The sequence below is a fragment of the Roseomonas genomospecies 6 genome (assembly GCF_008365375.1).
GTDB lineage: Bacteria > Pseudomonadota > Alphaproteobacteria > Azospirillales > Azospirillaceae > Azospirillum.
Genome location: NZ_QOKW01000013.1, coordinates 69,844 through 86,149 on the forward strand (window position 1 = coordinate 69,844; position 16,306 = coordinate 86,149).

Below are 16,306 nucleotides of genomic sequence, written 5' to 3' on the forward strand. Positions count from 1 at the left end.
AGGACCATGCCTCAGGGAAACACCCGATAATGAACGATCATCGCATCAGCAAGAATGGGTCCATGGGAGGACTCACCCGCCGTCAGTTCGGCACCGCCGCGGCCTCGGTCGCCCTGTCGGCGGGTGCGCTCGCCGCCTTCGGGCGGGCTCCGGCCTTCGCGCAGGGGACGGTGCTGAAGGTGGGCGTGCTGCTGCCCCGCTCCGGCCTGCTGGCCCAGGCGGGCCAGGCGTGCCAGCGCGGCGCGGAGATCGCCCCGGCCATCCTCAGCGAACTCGGCTACAAGGTCGAGATCCTGTCCGCCGACACCGAATCGAACGTGGACGTCGCCCGCTCCCGCGCCGAGAAGCTCATCAACGACGGCGCGAACGTCATCGTCGGCGCCTTCGACAGCGGCCAGACCGCGGCGGCGGCGCAGGTCTGCGAGCAGCGGGGCATCCCGCTGGTGATGAACATCGCCGCCGCCGACCGCCTGACCGAGCAGGGCTACAAGACCGTTTTCCGCAACTTCCCGACCTCCACCATGCTCGTCACCAACGGGCTGGCGCTGATGAAGGACCTGTTCGCGGCCAGCGGCGTGACCCCGAAGACGGCGGTGTTCCTGCACGCCAACGACACCTTCGGCATGGCGAACAAGCAGGCGATGGACGCCCTGTTCCCGAAGCTGGACATGCCCTTCGGCATCGTGGACACCATCTCCTACGACCCGAAGGCGCAGGATCTCGCGGTCGAGGTGGCCAAGGCCAAGGCGACCGGCGCCGAACTCGCCATCGTCACCACCCGCGCCAACGACGCCATCATGATGGTGCGCGAGATGGTCAAGCAGCGGTGGGAGCCCAAGGGCATCGTCTCCCCCGGCTCGCCCGGCCTGTATGACGAGCAGTTCTACAAGGTGCTGGGCAAGTACGCCGACTACGCCATCACCAACCTGCCCTGGTACGACCCCAAGGCGGAACTGACCAAGCGCGTCGAGGCCGCTTTCAAGAAGCAGTATCCGAACGACCGGTTCGAGGGCTACGCCTTCAACGTCGCCTTCACGCTGGAGGCCATCCTGGTCGCCGCCGACGCCTTCAAGCGCGCCGGCACGGCGGAGCCGGCCACCCTGCTGGAGGCGCTGCGCCAGACCAACCTGAAGGACAAGATGATGGTCGGCCCGGCCATCACCTTCGACGAGAAGGGGCAGAACACGCAGCTCGTCTCGGCCTGCGTTCAGAACCGCAACCTGCGCCCGACCGTCGTCCTGCCCAAGGGCTCCGCGGAGATGGACCCCGTCTTCCCGGCACCGGGCTGGGGCAAGCGCACCTGAGCAAGCCCCTGTTCCCCTCTCCCCGCCGGGGAGAGGGTTGGGGGGCGGTTTTCAGAACTCAGCGTTGCGTGATGTTTTGCTGTCACCCCGGCAGGTTGACAGAACGCACTTTCTTTTCATACTCTGGTGTTCTGCTGCCGCAGCGGATGCCCACTTTCGTGTGTTCGCGCCATGGAAACGATCACACAAGCCGCCTTGGACAGCGCGCAGTCTAAGTAGGCCATGTTGTTTCATTTGACAAATTTACAATATCTCCAAGGTGGCGCGATGAAATTCCTGGTAATTGCCGTTCTGTCGGCGATTGTACTCAACAGTGCGCCTGCGTATGCCGATGATTGGGATGACCTGTACGGTGCGCTCAACGCCGCAATGTGGCAGAAGGACGACCGGAGCCTGATCGCTCTTCTTGAGCAAGGCGTTGATATCAACACCCAGAACAGTGACGGCTGGACCCTGCTGCACATCGCAGCCGAGCAGGGCAAGCCCGCCTTTGTGCGCCTGTTGCTCAACCGTGGGGCTGACCCCACAATCAAGACGAACTACGGCAAGACGGCGTTCGACGTTACCAGCTCCGCTCAGATCAAGCGGATGCTGACCGAAACGATGGCTGCCGGCGGCGGCGGCGGCGGCGGTGGCGGTGGCGGTGGAATGCCGACATTCGATCCGGCGAAAGCCTGGACGGAAGCCCGCTGGGCGATCGAGTACAACCAGCAGGATGAGTTGGCGCGGCTTCTCGATGCGGGTTTGGATATAAACGCCCGAAACAGCGATGGATGGACGCTGCTGATGGTTGCCGCTTGGAAAGGCAATCTGAAAAGCGTGCAATATCTGGCCGGACGCGGCGCCGATCAACGAGCACGAAACAACAATGGAGAGACGGCTGCCCAGCTTACGTCCGACGCCAATGTGCGAGCGTTCCTAGGCGGTGCGAAGAAAGTTGGCCCCAAACCGGCACAGGACAATTCCAAGCCGGCACAGGATAATTATTGCACGCGCATGTATCACGAGGCGACGCGCCTGTGCGAGACGGGCAGTGCTGGAAGTTTCTGTCGCATCAGAGCGGCAAACGACGCTCAGGAGTGCGAGAAGACGGGACGCTGGCCCTAACCATACACGTCGCGTCCCTTGGTGTGGGAAGGAGTCCGAAAGGCGGGAATGCCGGCGATGTGCCGGCGTCCCCGCCTTTTTCTCTTACACCGTCTGGGCTTCCAAGCCGTAGGCCAGCAGCCGTTCCACCGACGCGCGGCGGTCGCCGGCCGCGGCGAAGCGGGCGCGGGCCTCGGTTGACTGCCGGTCGCGGAGGGCCGCATCGCCCGCCAGGGCGGCGGCGCGCTCCAGGAAGGCCGCGTCGTCGGCCACGGTGAAGGCCGGCCCGGCCACGTTCGCCACGTCGCCCGCCGCGAAGGTCACCACCGGAACCCCGTCGGCCAGGGCGAAGGCCGCACTGCCGCCGCCGCCCTGGCGGCGCGGGTTCAGATAGGCGGTGGCGAGGCGGTGCAGCGCCCGCACGTCCTCCACGTCGCCCAGCGCATGGACACGGCCCGCGTTGCGCAGGGCGGCGATCCGTTGCGGCAGGGTTTCCACGCCGCCCGCGACGGCGATCCGGGCGTCGGGCAGGCGGTCGAGCAGCGAGTCGGCCAGCGCCAGGAAGTCCGGTCCGGCCTCCTGGTCCAGGCGGTTGCCGACCAGGATGAACAGCGGCCCGTCTTCCGGAAGCCCGAAATCGGCGCGGCTGCGCTCCGGCCCGGCGGGCGGCAGGGTCCAACCGAAGGAGAAGGGGCGGAAACGCTCCGCCATGTCCGCCGGCCAGCCCTCTGCGGTGTCGGACTCGCCATAGCCCAGCACCAGACGGCCCATGGACAGCGGAAGGCCCGAGGAGGTCGGCAGGCAGATCACCGGGCGGGCGCCGGAGAACAGGTCGGCCACCACGTTGGAACCGCCGAAGGCGACGATGACGTCGGGGTCGAAGCCGTCCACGTAATCGACGATGGCGTTCACCTTCTCCTCGTCGAAGCGCTTCTGCGGGAAGGAGACCATGCGGACCCGCGCGCCGAAGGCGGCGATGACCTGCTCCCCCTCATACTCCTCTGTGATGTTGTAGGCGTACTCCGGGACGAAGCCGTTCTCGCCGGTGATCGCCATGGCGTTGGGGTTGATGATGACCACCTCGCGCCCGAACTCGTCCTGGAGACGGCGGGCGAAGTCGAAGGCGTCCGCGGTCGGCTGATGGCCGGCGCCCAGCATCTGGTTGGTGATCAGCGCGATCCGCTTCACCTCGCCGCGCGGCGTGGCGCGCTTCATGCGGCGGCGCAGGTGATAGCGCAGCGCCGTCTCGTCCACCATCAGGCGGTAATAGTCCGTGAAGCTTCCGGCGTGGAACGCGCCGGCATCGCCGGTGCGCGCGGCGCCCTGGAAGAGCTGCATCGCCATGCCCCAGAAGGCGTAATGAATCGACGGCACGGTGAAGCGCATCGGGTCTTCCAGGACGGCGCCGGTCAGCGATTCGTAATGCGCGATGTCGCCGTCGAGCAGGAACAGCAGCGAGTGGCGGCGCATCACGTCGCCCATGGCGTATCCCGCGTCGACCTCCGCCGCGGCGGCGCGGCGCGTCTCGTCGTCGTAGCGGCGGATCAGCCCGGCCAGCGCGCTGACGTTGCCCCAGCCTTCGCCCTGGTTGGTCAGCAGGGTCAGGGCGCGGGCGAAGCTCAGGGCCGCATCGCGGGTCTGGCCGGTGGCGTGCAGGGCGTGGCCCAGGTTGGCGTGCAGCAACGGCGAGGTGGGGTCCCCGGCCACCGCCTGTCCGATCAGGTCCACCGCCTCCGCCGGACGCCCCCCTTGCAGCGCGACGACGCCGAGCAGGTGCAGCGCGTCCGGATGGCCGGGCGACGCCGCCAGCACCTCCCGGTACAGGCGTTCCGCCTCCGTGGTGCGGCCGGCGCGGTGGTGTTCGGTCGCGACGGCCAGCGTCTGTTCGATGGTGTCCATGGTCGGCGTTCCTGCTGCTTGGTCCCTGACGGCATGTTTACGCGCTTTTAGGGCGGATGCGCTGAACTTTTCCCATGCAGCGCACCGCGACATTCTTGTGGCATCTCGTCCCGACGGCAACCCTGGCGATTGCGCTGGCGCTTCTTTCGCCCGGCGCCGTCCGCGCGCAGGACACGGCCACCGTCAACGAAGCCACCCCGCCCCTGCGAATCGTCATCAGCCTGACGGAGCGCCGTCTCCATCTGCTGGAGGACGGCCGCCCGCCGCGCTCCTTCCCGGTCGCCATCGGGCGGCCCGGCGTGGCGATTCCGCTGGGGGACAGCCGGGTCGTGCGCAAGCGGCGCAACCCGACCTGGCACCCCACCGCCAACCAGCGGCGGGAACGGCCCTCTCTGCCCGCCGCGGTGCCGCCGGGACCGTCCAACCCGCTGGGCGCCTTCGCGCTCGACCTTGGCTGGACGGCCATCGCCATTCACGGCACCAACGAGCCGGATTCGGTGGGCCGCCGGGCCAGCGGCGGCTGCTTCCGCATGCTTCCCGCCGACATCGCCGCCTTGTTCGACGCGGTTCCGGTCGGGACACCGGTCCGAGTCGTGACCGGGGCGGCCTCCGTTCCGCCGCCGGAGTCCCCGGTCGCGGTTGCCGTCGCGGCGCCGCTCCCGCCACCGGCAGTGCCCAGGGTTGCGCCGCCGCCGCTTCCCATCCTGCCCGACCCCCGCTGCGCCACCGCCAGCGCGCCGCTGCGCCGGATGATCTGCACGGTGCCGGAACTGGCGGCGCTGGACGGGCGGGCGCGCGGGCTGCACCAAAGCCACCTCGCCGCCTTGCCGGCGGACCGCCGCGACGCCGCGGCCTACGCGCTGATCCAGGAGGAGCGCCGCTTCGACGACCGCATCACCGCCCGCTGCTGGGTCCGCCGCGGCATGGAGGAGGACCCGGCGGTCGCGGCGGCGGCGGGCGCCTGCCTGCGCGACGCCCTGGCGACGCGCCTGGAGGAGGCGAAGCGCCGATGATCCGCACCGCAACCCGCAACAGGGAACTTGCCACGACTACGAAGGACTGCTACGCCGCTCGGGCTTGGCCATCCGGGGCTCCGTTGGCCATTCCGGGGCTCCGTTGCCCATCCGTGGCTCCGCCAAGGGCGAATCGCGCATGCCTTTTGACTATTATCTGAACATCGCCGCGTCGGGTTTGCTGACCGGGCTGGTCTACGGGCTGGCGGCGCTCGGCCTGTCGGTCATCTTCGGCGTGGTGCGCGTGGTCAATTTCGCGCACGGCGAGATGATGGTTGCCGGCATGTACGGCGCCGTTCTGCTGGCCGGCGTCCTCGGGCTCGACCCCGTCCTAGCGGCTCCCGTCGTCGCGGCGGTGCTGTTCGCCTTCGGCTGGGTGCTGCAACGCGGGCTGGTCAACCGCTTCGTGGAGCGGCCCGAGCACATGCAGTTCATCCTGCTGCTGGGCATCGCGACGATCATCCTGAACGCCATGCTGATGCTGTTCGGGCCGGATTCGCGCAACGTCATGGTGCCCTACAGCTTCGACACGGTGGAGATCGGGCCGCTGCTGCTCGACGCGGTGCGGCTGCGCGCCGGGGCCGGGGCGATCGTGGTGGCGGCGGCCCTGTTCGCCTTCTTCCGCTTCAGCCGCACCGGCAAGGCCATCCGCGCCTGCGCCGACAACCCGCTGGGCGCCCGCGTCGTCGGGCTGAACATCGACGGGCTGTATGCGCTGACCTTCGGCATCGGCGCCGGGGTGGTGGGCATCGCCGGGGCGCTGATGACGCTGCTGGTCGATTCCCGCCCGCAACTGGCGCCGGAATACACGCTGCTGAGCTTCATCATCGTCATCGTCGGGGGGCTGGGCAGCCTGCCCGGCGCCCTGCTGGGCGGCATGCTGATCGGCCTGTCGGAGGCGATGGCCGGCTTCCTGCTGGACCCCTCGCTCAAATCCCTCTTCAGCTATGGTGTGCTGATCGTGGTGTTGCTTCTGCGCCCGCAGGGCCTTCTGGGGAAACGGTCGTGACGGGGCGCGGAACCCTCCTTCTCCTTCTGGCGGCGGTGCTCCTGCTGGTGGCGCCGATGATCGCCGACCGCTACGTCCTGTCGGTGCTGACCACGGTCCTGTGGTTCGCCTATGTCGGGCAGGCGTGGAACGTGATGATGGGCTTCTCCGGCCTGCTGTCGCTGGGCCACGCGCTCTATGTCGGGTTGGGGGCCTACGCCAGCGCGGCGCTGTTCGTCCATTTCGGAATCGGTCCCTGGGCGGGGATGTGGGTGGCGATGCTGGCGGCGACGGCGGCGGGCTGCTTCATCGGCTTCCTGGGCTTCCGCTTCGGGGTGCGCGGCGTGCATTTCGCGCTGCTGACCATCGCCTTCGCGGAGGTCGCGCGCATCGGCTTCGACCATCTGCAATGGTTCGGCGGCTCGGGCGGCTTCTTCCTGCCGGTGGCGGGCGACGCCGGCAACGACCTGCTGAACCTGCGCGGCTCGCCGGAGCTGTTCTACTACGTGATCCTGGCGCTGGTCCTGGCCGCGCTGGCCCTGTCGCGGGTGCTGCTGCACAGCCGTCTCGGCTATCAGTGGCTGGCCGTGCGCGAGGAGCCGGAGGCGGCGGAGGCGGTCGGCGTGGACCTGTTCCGCGCGCGCATCGCGGCGGTGGCCCTGTCGTCCGCCATGACGGCGCTGGGCGGTGTGTTCCAGGCCTTCTACTTCAACAACCTGTTTCCGGAGCAGGTGTTCTCCATGGGCCGCTCCATCGAGATCATCCTGCCGGCCATCGTCGGCGGCATCGGGACGCTGATCGGGCCGATCCTGGGGGCCTTCATCCTGACCCCGCTGGGCGAGCTGCTGACCTTCCTGATCGAGGTGACCGGCTTCGACCTGCCGGGCCTGAAGCAGTTGTTCTACGGGGTGGCGCTGGTGGTGATCGTCGTCTACCGCCCGGACGGGGTGTGGCCGTGGCTGGCCGACCGGCTGGGCCTCGTCCGCCGCCCGGGGGAGGACGCGTGATGGCGGCGCTTCTGGAGGTCGAGGGCCTGTCCAAGCGGTTCCGCGGGCTGAAGGCCGTTTCCAACGTCGGCTTCTCCGTTCCGGAGGGCCGGATCGTCGCGCTGATCGGGCCGAACGGCGCCGGCAAGACCACCACCTTCAACCTGATCGCCGGCGTCTTTCCGCCGGACGAGGGGCGGGTGCATCTGAAGGGCGCGCCGATCACCGGGCTGAAGCCCAACCGCGTCTGCGCCGCCGGCATCGGGCGGACCTTCCAGATCGTCAAGCCCTTCGGGCAGTTGTCGGTCGAGGAGAACGTGGTCGTCGGCGCGCTGGCCCGCGAACGGTCGGTGGCGGCGGCGCGCGACCACGCCCGGACGGTGCTGGACCGGCTGGGGCTGGCCGATCAGGCCGCCCGCCCGGCGCGCAGCCTGACCCTGCCGGACCGCAAGCGTCTGGAGGTCGCCCGCGCGCTCGCCACCCGCCCGATCCTGCTGCTTCTGGACGAAGTGCTGGCCGGTCTGCGTCCCACCGAGGTGGACCGCATGGTCGAGGTGCTGCGCGACCTGAACCGGCGCGAGGGCATGACGATCCTGATGATCGAGCATGTGATGCGCGCCGTGATGGCCCTGTCCGACCAGGTCGTCGTTCTGGACCATGGGGAGAAGATCGCCGATGGCCTGCCCGCCGAGGTTGTCGCGAACCCCAAGGTGATCGAATCCTACCTGGGCGCCGAGGACATCTGACCGCCTTGCGGCAACAGGATGTGCCGGAACACGCAAGACTTCCGATCGGCGGAAACACTCCCTTAATGTTTGTTGGTCCATCATTCCTTCCAAGCTAGGGCAACGGCCGGGACAACAACGTCCGGTCGAAAAAGAAGCGTCCGGAAAGGGCGTTGCACGGGAGGAACGAATGAAGGCATTCGGCAATCTGCGGATTGGCCGGCGGCTGGCCATCGGCTTCGCCGCGGTGATCGCGGTGCTGGTGGTGACGGTCGGCACCGGCCTGCTCCTGACCGAAAACGGCAAGGCGCTCAGCCGTTTCGTGGCTGACGTCCGCATGCCGACGGCGCTGGCCGGGCAGGGCATCGTCACGGCGGTCACCGCCACCAACGCGGCCATGCAGGGCTACCTGCTGACCAACCGCGAGGACCTGAAGCAGGAACGCAACCTCGCCTGGGACCGCATCGACGCCTTGCGCCAGGAGATGGACGGTCTGTCGGCCCGTTGGACCGACCCGCAGGTGCGGGCCATCTGGGACACGGTGAAGCCGCTCCTCAGCGATCTGCGCCGCGACCAGGACATGGCCGAATCGCTGGGCACCATCGGCGACCAGATGGGGGCGTTGAACTCCCTGAACGACGACGCGATCCCGCGCGCCAATCAGGTCATGAGCCTGCTGGTGGGCGACGCCCGGTCGGACAGCGCCAGCGGTATGATCCCGCGCCAGCGCGCCCTGCTGCAAGCCGACACGGAGGGGATGACCCGCGCCGCCGACCAACTGGTGATGGTGCAGGCGGTGCTGCTGACGCTGGGCCTGCTGATCGCGGTGGCGGCGGTCTTGCTGACCTCGCGTTCCATCGTGCGGCCCCTGGCCGCCATGACGGAGGCGATGCGGCGGCTGGCCGACGGCGACTCCGCGACCCATGTCCCGGCCACCGGGCGGGGCGACGAGATCGGGCAGATGGCCAAGGCCGTGCTGGTCTTCAAGGACAACATGATCGCCGCGCGCGAGGCCGCGGAGCGCGAGCAGGCGGAGCAGGAGTCCCGCGCCCGCCGCGCCCGCGCCATCGAGGAGCTGACCGGCCGCTTCGACCGCGAGGCGGGCGCCGTGCTCGGCACCGTCTCCGCCGCCGCCGTGCAGATGAAGGCGACGGCCAGCCAGCTCGCCGCCACGGCGGAGCAGACCTCCCGCCAGTCGGTCACGGTGGCCGGCGCGTCGGAACAGGCCAGCGCCAACGTGCAGACCGTCGCCACCGCGACGGAGGAACTGGCCGCCTCCGTCCAGGAGATCGGGCGTCAGGTCGCCAGCAGCACGGCCATCGCCGACGAGGCGGTGCACAAGGCCGAGCGCGCCGATCAGGCCATGCGCAGCCTCGCCACCGCATCGGCGGAGATCGTCGCGGTGATCGACCTCATCACCCAGGTGGCGTCCCAGACCCGGCTTCTGGCGCTGAACGCCACCATCGAGGCGGCGCGGGCCGGGGAGATGGGCAAGGGCTTCGCCGTGGTGGCGGCGGAAGTGAAGGCGCTGGCCGATCAGACCACCCGCGCCACCGACGAGATCGCCGCGAAGATCGCCTCCGTCCGCAACGAGACCGAGGGGGCGGTGTCCTGCATCGGCGACGTGATGGGCACCATCGGGCGAATCAGCGAGGTCGCCTCGACCATCGCCGCGGCGGTGGAGCAGCAGCAGGCGGCGACGCGGGAGATCGCCCGCAACATCCAGCAGGCCGCCGTCGGCACGCACGACGTCACATCCAACATCGCCGACGTGAACCGCGCCGCCAACGACACCGGCGCCGCCGCCCGCAACGTGCTGGAGGCCGCGGGATCGCTGTCCGATCAGGCGGACGGGCTGCGCAGCAAGGTGGAGGTGTTCCTGTCGGCGGTGCGCACGGCCTGATCCGTGACGCTTCGCGGGGAAGCGGCGGGCAAAAGATCGGCGCGCCGGGTCATCGGCCAGATCAGCACTTGACCCGGACGCCCGAGCCCGTCAGCTTCTCGCCGGGCTTTCCCCGTGACGCAAGCACATGAACCGACTGCAACGCTATCTCTTCCGCAATCTTCTGATCGCCCTTCTGTACTCCACGGCCGGCCTGACCTTGACGATCTGGCTGAGCCAGTCTCTGCGGCTGATCGAGATGGTGGTGGAAGCCGGGGCGCCGATGCGGGTGTTCCTGTGGCTTCTCATCCTGACGGTGCCGACCTTCCTCGGCATCGTGCTGCCGCTGGCGCTGGTCGGGGCGGTGCTGTTCACCTACAACCGGCTGGCCACCGACAGCGAGCTGGTGGTGATGCGCGCCGCCGGCGTCGGACCCTTCGCGCTGGCGGCGCCCGCGATGCTGCTGGCCGCGTGCGTGACGGTGGTCGTCTATGTGCTGAACATCTGGCTGACGCCCGCCGCCCACCAGGAGCTGGTGCGCATGGAATACGCCGTGCGCAGCGACTATTCGCAGCTCTTCCTGCGCGAAGGCGTCTTCAACGAGGTGGGCGACCGCTTCAGCGTCTTCGTTCGCGAGCGCGACAGCGATGCAAACCTGCACAACGTGATCATCCATGACGGGCGCGTGCCGGAAAAGCCGGTCACCATCATGGGCGAGCGGGCGGTGATGCTGACCGGGTCGGAAGGCGCGCGCTTCGTCGTCTACAACGGCAACCGGCAGGAGCTGGACCGCAAGACCAACCGCCTGTCCCAGCTCTTCTTCGAACGCTACGCGGTGGACCTGAAGGTGCTGAGCAGCGCCAGCGGAGAACGTTATCCGGACGCCCGCGAACGCTCCACCGACGAGCTTCTCCACCCGTCCCCGCAGTTGGCGGCGGACCCCAAGATGATGCGGGATCTGTTGGCGGAGCTGCATCACCGCCTGTCCTCGCCGCTGTTGGCGCTGGCCTACACCATGGTGGCGCTGGCCTGTCTCCTGTCCGGCGAGTTCAACCGGCGCGGCCAGTCAGTGCGCGTGACCACGGCGGTTCTGGTGGTGATGACCATCCAGGCGGCGGTGCTCGGCCTGACCAGCCTGGCCGCCAAGGTGATCGTTCTGGTCCCGCTGATGTATGTGCTGCCGCTCGCGGCCCTGGTCCCGGCGGCCTGGATTCTGTCGCGCAACCTGCGGCGGCGCGTGCCGCCCGGCGGCGAAGCGGCGGCGGGTTGAGAAGGGCGGGCCGGATCTTGCGCATTCTGTTCATCACCTCCAACCGCCTGGGCGATGCGGTTCTCTCCACCGGCCTGCTCGCCCATCTGCGCGAACGGCACCCCGACGCCGCCCTGACCATCGCCTGCGGTCCGCTGCCGGCGCCCCTGTTCCGCTCCGTCCCGGGGCTGGAGCGGCTGATCCCCATGCCGAAGCGCGCCTGGGCGCGGCACTGGTTCGACCTGTGGCGGGCCTGCGTCGGAACGCGCTGGGACATGGTGGTGGACCTGCGCAATTCCGCGGTGGGCCGTCTCGTCCTGGCGAAGCGCCGCTTCTTCCACGCGCGTGCCCCGCACCTTCACAAGGTGGAGGAGATCGGGCGGGTGCTGGGCCTGTCCCCGCCGCCGTCCCCCCGCCTGTGGATCGACGCGGCGGCGGAGGCCGAGGCGGACCGGCTGCTGCCCGGCGGCGCGGAGCCGTTCCTGGCGATCGGGCCGACCGCGAACTGGACCGGCAAGGAATGGCCGGCGGACCGCTTCGCCGATCTTGCAACGCGGCTGACCGGTCCCGGCGGGCGGCTGTCCGGCCTGCGCGTGGCCGTCCTGGCCGCGGGTCCGGAGCGGGAGCGCGCCCGCCCCGTGCTGGACGCGCTGGGCAGCCGGGCCATCGACCTGACCGGGCGCACCGACCCCATGGCCGCGGCGGCCTGCGTGCGCCGGGCGGCGCTCTATGTCGGCAACGATTCCGGGCTGATGCACATCGCCGCCGCCGCCGGCACGCCGACCGTCGGTCTGTTCGGGCCGGGCTTTCCGGAGACCTACGGCCCCTGGGGCATGGCGGCGCGGACGGTCATCAGCCGGGTCCCGCGGTCCGAGCTTCTGGCCCGTCAGAAGGCCGATCCGCAAGCCACCGGCCTGATGGACGGCATACCCGTGGAGGCGGTCGAACAGGCGGTCGGCGAACTGCTCGCACCTGTAACGCCGGAATGCCGTGAAGTCGTGACAAATCCTTGCAAATCATCCGAAGCAGGTCCCTAAAGTTGACAACGCTATGCGGATGGCTGACAATCCTCGTCGCCTGGACTTGATTCCGCAGAGCATTGTCCGATGGCCAGTCCCCGAGGGTTTGGAATGAAGCCGACACCGACCTACGCAAACAAGCCGACCTCGGATAATCCCCGCGATGTCGAGGCTTGGGCATTGGCGGAGGCATCACGCCGCCTGATCGACGCCGGGCGCAGCCCGGTGAACGAGGACGCGCTCCGCGCCGCCTTGCAACTGAACCAGCGCCTTTGGACGATCTTTCAGGCCGCGATGACCGAAGAGGATTGCGGTCATCCGCCGGAGGTGCGGACCAACATCGCCGCCCTGTCGCTTCTGGTGGACCGCGAGACGGTCGCCCGCTTGGTCGACCTTGACGTGTCGAAGCTGGATACGCTCATCAGCATCAACCGGTCTGTGGCCAGCGGCCTGACCGCCCGTCCCGACGCTCCCGCCCAGGGCCAGCCGGTGCCGGCCGCCGCTTCCCAGGCCGCGGCGCGTCCGCCGATGGCGCCACAGGTCCCGGCGCCGGACGGCCAGCCGCCGCGCCAGTCGCTTCGCATTTCGATCTGAGATCCGCGAACACCAAACAGAAAGGCCGGCGCCCTTCGGGGCGCCGGCCTTTCTGTTTCGACAGCGGCTCCCTCAAGCGATGTAGTTCAGGAGCGACAGCTTCTGGCGCTGGCCGGCGACCGTGTAGGCGGCCTCCAGGGCGTTCATGGAGGTGCGCAGGCGCGCCGCCACCTCGGTCTCGTCGATGCCCTCGATGCCGGCGATGCGTTCCACCACCGTGGCTGACGCGCTGGTGTGGGCGGTCTTCTTCTCCTCCAGAGTGGCGAGGTCGGAGGCCACCTTGGAATGGACCGACCGAACCTCGTCCTTGGCCTGAGCCATCAGCTCCCGCGACTTGGTGATGTACTCCTCGTACTTGCCGGGGTTCGACGCGGCGACGTGGGCCATGCGGAAAGCGGAGATCAGCTTCTGGAAGGCGCGGTCGTCGCTGGTGACGCCGTAAGTCAGCGTCTGGCCGTCGTCGATGGTGACCGCGGCCTTTTCCCACGCCTTGGCGTTCTTCCGTTTCGACATGTACTCGGAATCGTAGAAGGGCAGATCCGGCGGGTCCACATAGGGCACATCGGTCAGGGCGTCCGCCTGCGACGGAAGGGTCGCCACCGAGATGGTGTTGTCGATCTGGCCGTTGATCGCGCGGACCGAGGTGGTGAACTGCTGCACGCGCGACGGATGGCTCGGGTCCATCGGGTTGTTGCTTTTCAACCAGATGGTCGGACCATCGATGGGGGCGATTGGGTCGTCGGGATTTTTGGTCGGAGACACCGGCGGCACCGGGCTGGTATTCCCAAGCTCGGTGCGCAGCTTGGCGGCCACCTCCGACACGTTGGTGACGCCGTTGTTGTAGTCTTTCTCGGTGACCGTGTAGCGGACCGTGTATTGCTGGTAGACCGGCAGGTCCTCCGGCTCGTCCGGATGCTCCGTGTAATATTTGCGGTTGAAGGGATCGTCCGGGTCGCCGACGGTGATGTTGATCTCGTAGGTGTCGCCGATGTCCACCTCGTCGCCGGTCAGCGTGAAGCTGTCGAACTGATGCACCCCGGTGCCGAGAGTCCTCTGGGTGGTCGCGGGCGACGTGATCGCGTTGTCGACGTTCATCGAGTTCTGGACGCGCGCCTTCACGTCGAACGTGTGGCTCGGGTCCTCGCCGATCAGCGAGATGACGCCGTTGGACGCGGCGGCGATGATCGGCAGCTTCGGGTTGGCCGACTGGATCAGGCTGTTCAGCGTGTTGGCGACGAAGGTCACGGTCTTCGGATCGTTCGGCTGGACCTGATATCCGAAGGCCTTGCCGTCGATCGTCACCTCGAAATAGTCCTCGGGGTTGACCATCGACCCGTTCAGCGTCACGCGGGTGGACTGCGGCTGGGCCAGCAGGTCGCCCACCGGTTCCGTGCCGTAACGGGACCCGGCGAACAGGTAGCGGTCGCCGAACTGCTCGTTCAGAAGCTGCTGGATGTCGCGCAGCGCGCCCTCGACACGGTCGCGCATGTCGTTGGCCTGCGGCCAGCTCACCGAGAAGGTGCTGCTGGACGCCGCGGTGAGCTGGTCGAAATTCAGGTTCAGAACCGCGCCTTCGCCGGGACCGCCGGCGATCTTGAAGTTGTAGCCGCCGCCGTCGCTGGGCGGAACGGTCTTCAGGTTGATGGTGCGGGTGGTCTTGCCGCCCAGCCCGTCCGTCACCGTCACGTCGTACGACCCGTTGACGCCGTCCGTCGACGGGACGGAGGTTACGGTGTAGCGGGCGTTCTGCGTGAAGGTGGACTTGTCGGCGTTGACCGACAGCTTCAGCGCCTCCGGGTTGCTGTTGAAGGCGGAGGTGACGCTGGGCGGTCCCGGCTGGAACGGCATCAGGTTGCTGCTCTGCCAGTCCGTGGCCAGCTTCTCCAGGCTGTTCAGCACCGTGTCGGTCGCCTTCACGCGCGGCGCGGCGGTGTTGATGTTCTGGATGTAGGCGTCGCGCTGCGTCAGTTCCGCGCGCAGGGCCAGCAGCTTCTGCGTCTCGGCCCCGTAGGCGTTCAGGTCGGTCGACTTCTTGCCGGTGGTCAACTGCTCCGAGAGCGTGTCGACCCTGTTCTGGCCATTCGTCAGATTGCGGACCAAGCCCAGATACTTGGCGTAGCTGCTGACCTGAGTGATGGAGCTCATCGGACGATCGCCTCCAGCGCGTCAAACATCGTGTTGGCCACTTGCATGACCCGTGCCGACGCGGCGTAGGAGGTCTGAAGCTGTTGCAGGTTCGCGATCTCCTCGTCGATGTTGACGCCGGTCGTCGCGTGATAGCGCTCTTCCAGGATCTGGCGGGAGTCCTTGTCCAGCGCGGTCTTGTCCAGCGCGGTCTTGGCCGCGGACATCCAGCCCCCGGTGATGTTGCTGGTGATGCTGCTGAAGGACGCGCCCTCCAGCTTCAGCCCGTCGGCCTGGAAGCTGCGGCCCGTGGCGCCGAGCGCCGTGACCACGTCCTTGATGGCGGAGGCCTTGATCTTCTTGCTGTTGTCCAACAGGTTCTCGTTCACCCGGATGGTGAAGCGGTCGTTGCCCATGAAGAACTGGGTCGGTTCCTCGCCCGCCACCGTCTTCGCCTGATCGTAGGCGTCGCGGAAGCTGGTGGGCTCGCCCGGCTTGGTCGAACCGGTGAACATCTGCGCGTAGGCGTCGAGCTGCGACCGCAGCTTGCGGATCACCTCGGTGGTCGGGTCGGCGCTGGCCGCCTGGGGCGGGGTCGCGGCGGACCCGTCGGCCCGCAGATTCATCAGCGCGGCGACCTTTCCTTCCTTCAGGTGCTGGATGACGTTGGTGACTTGATTGCCCACCGTCAGGTTGATATTGCCGCCGTCATAGGAAAGATTTGCCGCCTGGCTGTCCACCAGCGCCAGCCCCGTGGGGGTGAAGACGGCCATGCGGCCGTCCGGGCGTGCCACCGTGCGCACGCCGACGTAGGTGCTCAGCTCCCGGATCAGCCCGTCGCGCTTGTCGGCCACCTCGTTGCCGGCGGAGCCGTAGCCCTGCAGCGAGACGATGTTGTTGTTGATGCTCTCGATCTCCTTCAGCAGCCGGTTCACCTCGCCGACCGACTGGCTGAGATCGCCCTGGATCTCCCGGTCCATGTCCTCCACACCCTGGGACACGCGGTTGATCTCGCGCGCGAAGGTGTCGGCGGCCTGGACGAGCTGGTACTGCGCGACCTCGCTTTCCGGCGAGGTTTCCAGGGCCTTCCAGGCGGTCTGGAAGGCTTCGGCATACTGGTTCAACTGCGGCTTGCCGCTGGTCGTGCGCAGCATGTCGCCCAGCTTCTGCATGTAGGACGACTTGGTGGCCGACGAGCCCTCGCGCGCGGTCAGGTCCTGCACCTGGCTGAGCAGGGCGGAATCGACCTCGCGGCGGTACTGGGAGGTGAGGACGAACCCGTTGGAGTCCAGCACGTTCGACACGGTGTGCCGGGTGCGGGTGGGATCGTCGGCGCGGGCGACGTTGTCCGAGACCAGCTTCACCTGGGCCTGGACCGCACGGAGGCTGGCCGTCGCGCTGCCGAGGGCGCCGAAGAGGGACATGGCCGTTGGACCT

At 68.3% G+C, this 16,306-nt stretch carries 13 protein-coding genes; 10 read left to right on the plus strand and 3 right to left on the minus strand.

The annotated features are described in order from the left end of the window. Window positions 1–62 precede the first annotated feature (62 nt). Together DS843_RS17180 and DS843_RS17185 are read left to right on the plus strand one after the other, a co-directional pair. Window positions 63–1,304, plus strand: a complete 1,242-nt coding sequence (locus DS843_RS17180) for an ABC transporter substrate-binding protein (RefSeq protein ID WP_286192149.1) — start codon at window positions 63–65, stop codon at window positions 1,302–1,304. Window positions 1,305–1,526: 222 nt separating this feature from the next. Beyond that, a complete protein-coding gene (locus DS843_RS17185; protein ID WP_149470089.1) occupies window positions 1,527–2,411 on the plus strand; it encodes an ankyrin repeat domain-containing protein in 885 nt (294 codons plus the stop codon). 84 nt (window positions 2,412–2,495) lie between these two features. Here the strand turns inward: DS843_RS17185 and DS843_RS17190 are convergent, their stop codons facing one another. Next, window positions 2,496–4,289, minus strand: a complete 1,794-nt coding sequence (locus DS843_RS17190; RefSeq protein ID WP_149470090.1) for a tetratricopeptide repeat protein — start codon at window positions 4,287–4,289, stop codon at window positions 2,496–2,498. 74 nt (window positions 4,290–4,363) lie between these two features. Between DS843_RS17190 and DS843_RS17195 the strand changes: the two genes are divergently transcribed. From DS843_RS17195 to DS843_RS17230, 8 genes are all read left to right on the plus strand, one after another. Continuing rightward, complete coding sequence (locus DS843_RS17195) at window positions 4,364–5,302, plus strand: L,D-transpeptidase (protein WP_149470091.1); 939 nt, start codon at window positions 4,364–4,366, stop codon at window positions 5,300–5,302. A gap of 139 nt (window positions 5,303–5,441) precedes the next feature. Continuing rightward, window positions 5,442–6,311 (plus strand): branched-chain amino acid ABC transporter permease, encoded by an 870-nt coding sequence (locus tag DS843_RS17200; RefSeq protein ID WP_149470092.1) that lies wholly within the window; start codon window positions 5,442–5,444, stop codon window positions 6,309–6,311. After that, window positions 6,308–7,297, plus strand: coding sequence for a branched-chain amino acid ABC transporter permease (locus tag DS843_RS17205; protein WP_149470093.1), 990 nt, complete (start codon window positions 6,308–6,310; stop codon window positions 7,295–7,297). The genes DS843_RS17200 and DS843_RS17205 overlap by 4 nt, the downstream gene beginning before the upstream one ends. Next, window positions 7,297–8,022, plus strand: a complete 726-nt coding sequence (locus DS843_RS17210; RefSeq protein WP_149470094.1) for an ABC transporter ATP-binding protein — start codon at window positions 7,297–7,299, stop codon at window positions 8,020–8,022. The genes DS843_RS17205 and DS843_RS17210 overlap by 1 nt, the downstream gene beginning before the upstream one ends. A gap of 169 nt (window positions 8,023–8,191) precedes the next feature. Beyond that, window positions 8,192–9,904, plus strand: a complete 1,713-nt coding sequence (locus DS843_RS17215) for a methyl-accepting chemotaxis protein (protein WP_149470095.1) — start codon at window positions 8,192–8,194, stop codon at window positions 9,902–9,904. 127 nt (window positions 9,905–10,031) lie between these two features. Beyond that, window positions 10,032–11,153 carry an LPS export ABC transporter permease LptF gene (gene lptF / locus DS843_RS17220; protein ID WP_149470096.1) on the plus strand — a complete coding sequence of 374 codons (1,122 nt, stop codon included), beginning with the start codon at window positions 10,032–10,034 and terminating at the stop codon, window positions 11,151–11,153. A 17-nt stretch (window positions 11,154–11,170) separates the two neighbouring features. Next, window positions 11,171–12,169, plus strand: a complete 999-nt coding sequence (locus DS843_RS17225; protein WP_149470097.1) for a glycosyltransferase family 9 protein — start codon at window positions 11,171–11,173, stop codon at window positions 12,167–12,169. A gap of 93 nt (window positions 12,170–12,262) precedes the next feature. After that, on the plus strand, window positions 12,263–12,745 hold the full coding sequence (locus DS843_RS17230) for a flagellar biosynthesis regulator FlaF (protein ID WP_149470098.1): 483 nt from the start codon (window positions 12,263–12,265) through the stop codon (window positions 12,743–12,745). Window positions 12,746–12,817: 72 nt separating this feature from the next. On the opposite strand, the gene DS843_RS17235 is transcribed toward DS843_RS17230, so the two are convergent. Then, on the minus strand, window positions 12,818–14,890 hold the full coding sequence (locus DS843_RS17235; protein ID WP_149470099.1) for a hypothetical protein: 2,073 nt from the start codon (window positions 14,888–14,890) through the stop codon (window positions 12,818–12,820). After that, window positions 14,887–16,293: a flagellar hook-associated protein FlgK gene (gene flgK, locus DS843_RS17240; RefSeq protein ID WP_149470100.1), complete on the minus strand. Its 1,407-nt coding sequence runs from the start codon at window positions 16,291–16,293 to the stop codon at window positions 14,887–14,889. The genes DS843_RS17235 and flgK overlap by 4 nt, the downstream gene beginning before the upstream one ends. Window positions 16,294–16,306: the final 13 nt, after the last annotated feature.

Coding starts and splice junctions, on each gene's coding strand:
- DS843_RS17180 (WP_286192149.1), top strand. CDS start 63: ATGGGAGGACTCACCCGCCGTCAGTTCGGCACCGCCGCGGCCTCGGTC.
- DS843_RS17185 (WP_149470089.1), top strand. CDS start 1,527: ATGTTGTTTCATTTGACAAATTTACAATATCTCCAAGGTGGCGCGATG.
- DS843_RS17190 (WP_149470090.1), bottom strand. CDS start 4,289: ATGGACACCATCGAACAGACGCTGGCCGTCGCGACCGAACACCACCGC.
- DS843_RS17195 (WP_149470091.1), top strand. CDS start 4,364: ATGCAGCGCACCGCGACATTCTTGTGGCATCTCGTCCCGACGGCAACC.
- DS843_RS17200 (WP_149470092.1), top strand. CDS start 5,442: ATGCCTTTTGACTATTATCTGAACATCGCCGCGTCGGGTTTGCTGACC.
- DS843_RS17210 (WP_149470094.1), top strand. CDS start 7,297: ATGGCGGCGCTTCTGGAGGTCGAGGGCCTGTCCAAGCGGTTCCGCGGG.
- DS843_RS17215 (WP_149470095.1), top strand. CDS start 8,192: ATGAAGGCATTCGGCAATCTGCGGATTGGCCGGCGGCTGGCCATCGGC.
- lptF (WP_149470096.1), top strand. CDS start 10,032: ATGAACCGACTGCAACGCTATCTCTTCCGCAATCTTCTGATCGCCCTT.
- DS843_RS17230 (WP_149470098.1), top strand. CDS start 12,263: ATGAAGCCGACACCGACCTACGCAAACAAGCCGACCTCGGATAATCCC.
- DS843_RS17235 (WP_149470099.1), bottom strand. CDS start 14,890: ATGAGCTCCATCACTCAGGTCAGCAGCTACGCCAAGTATCTGGGCTTG.
- flgK (WP_149470100.1), bottom strand. CDS start 16,293: ATGTCCCTCTTCGGCGCCCTCGGCAGCGCGACGGCCAGCCTCCGTGCG.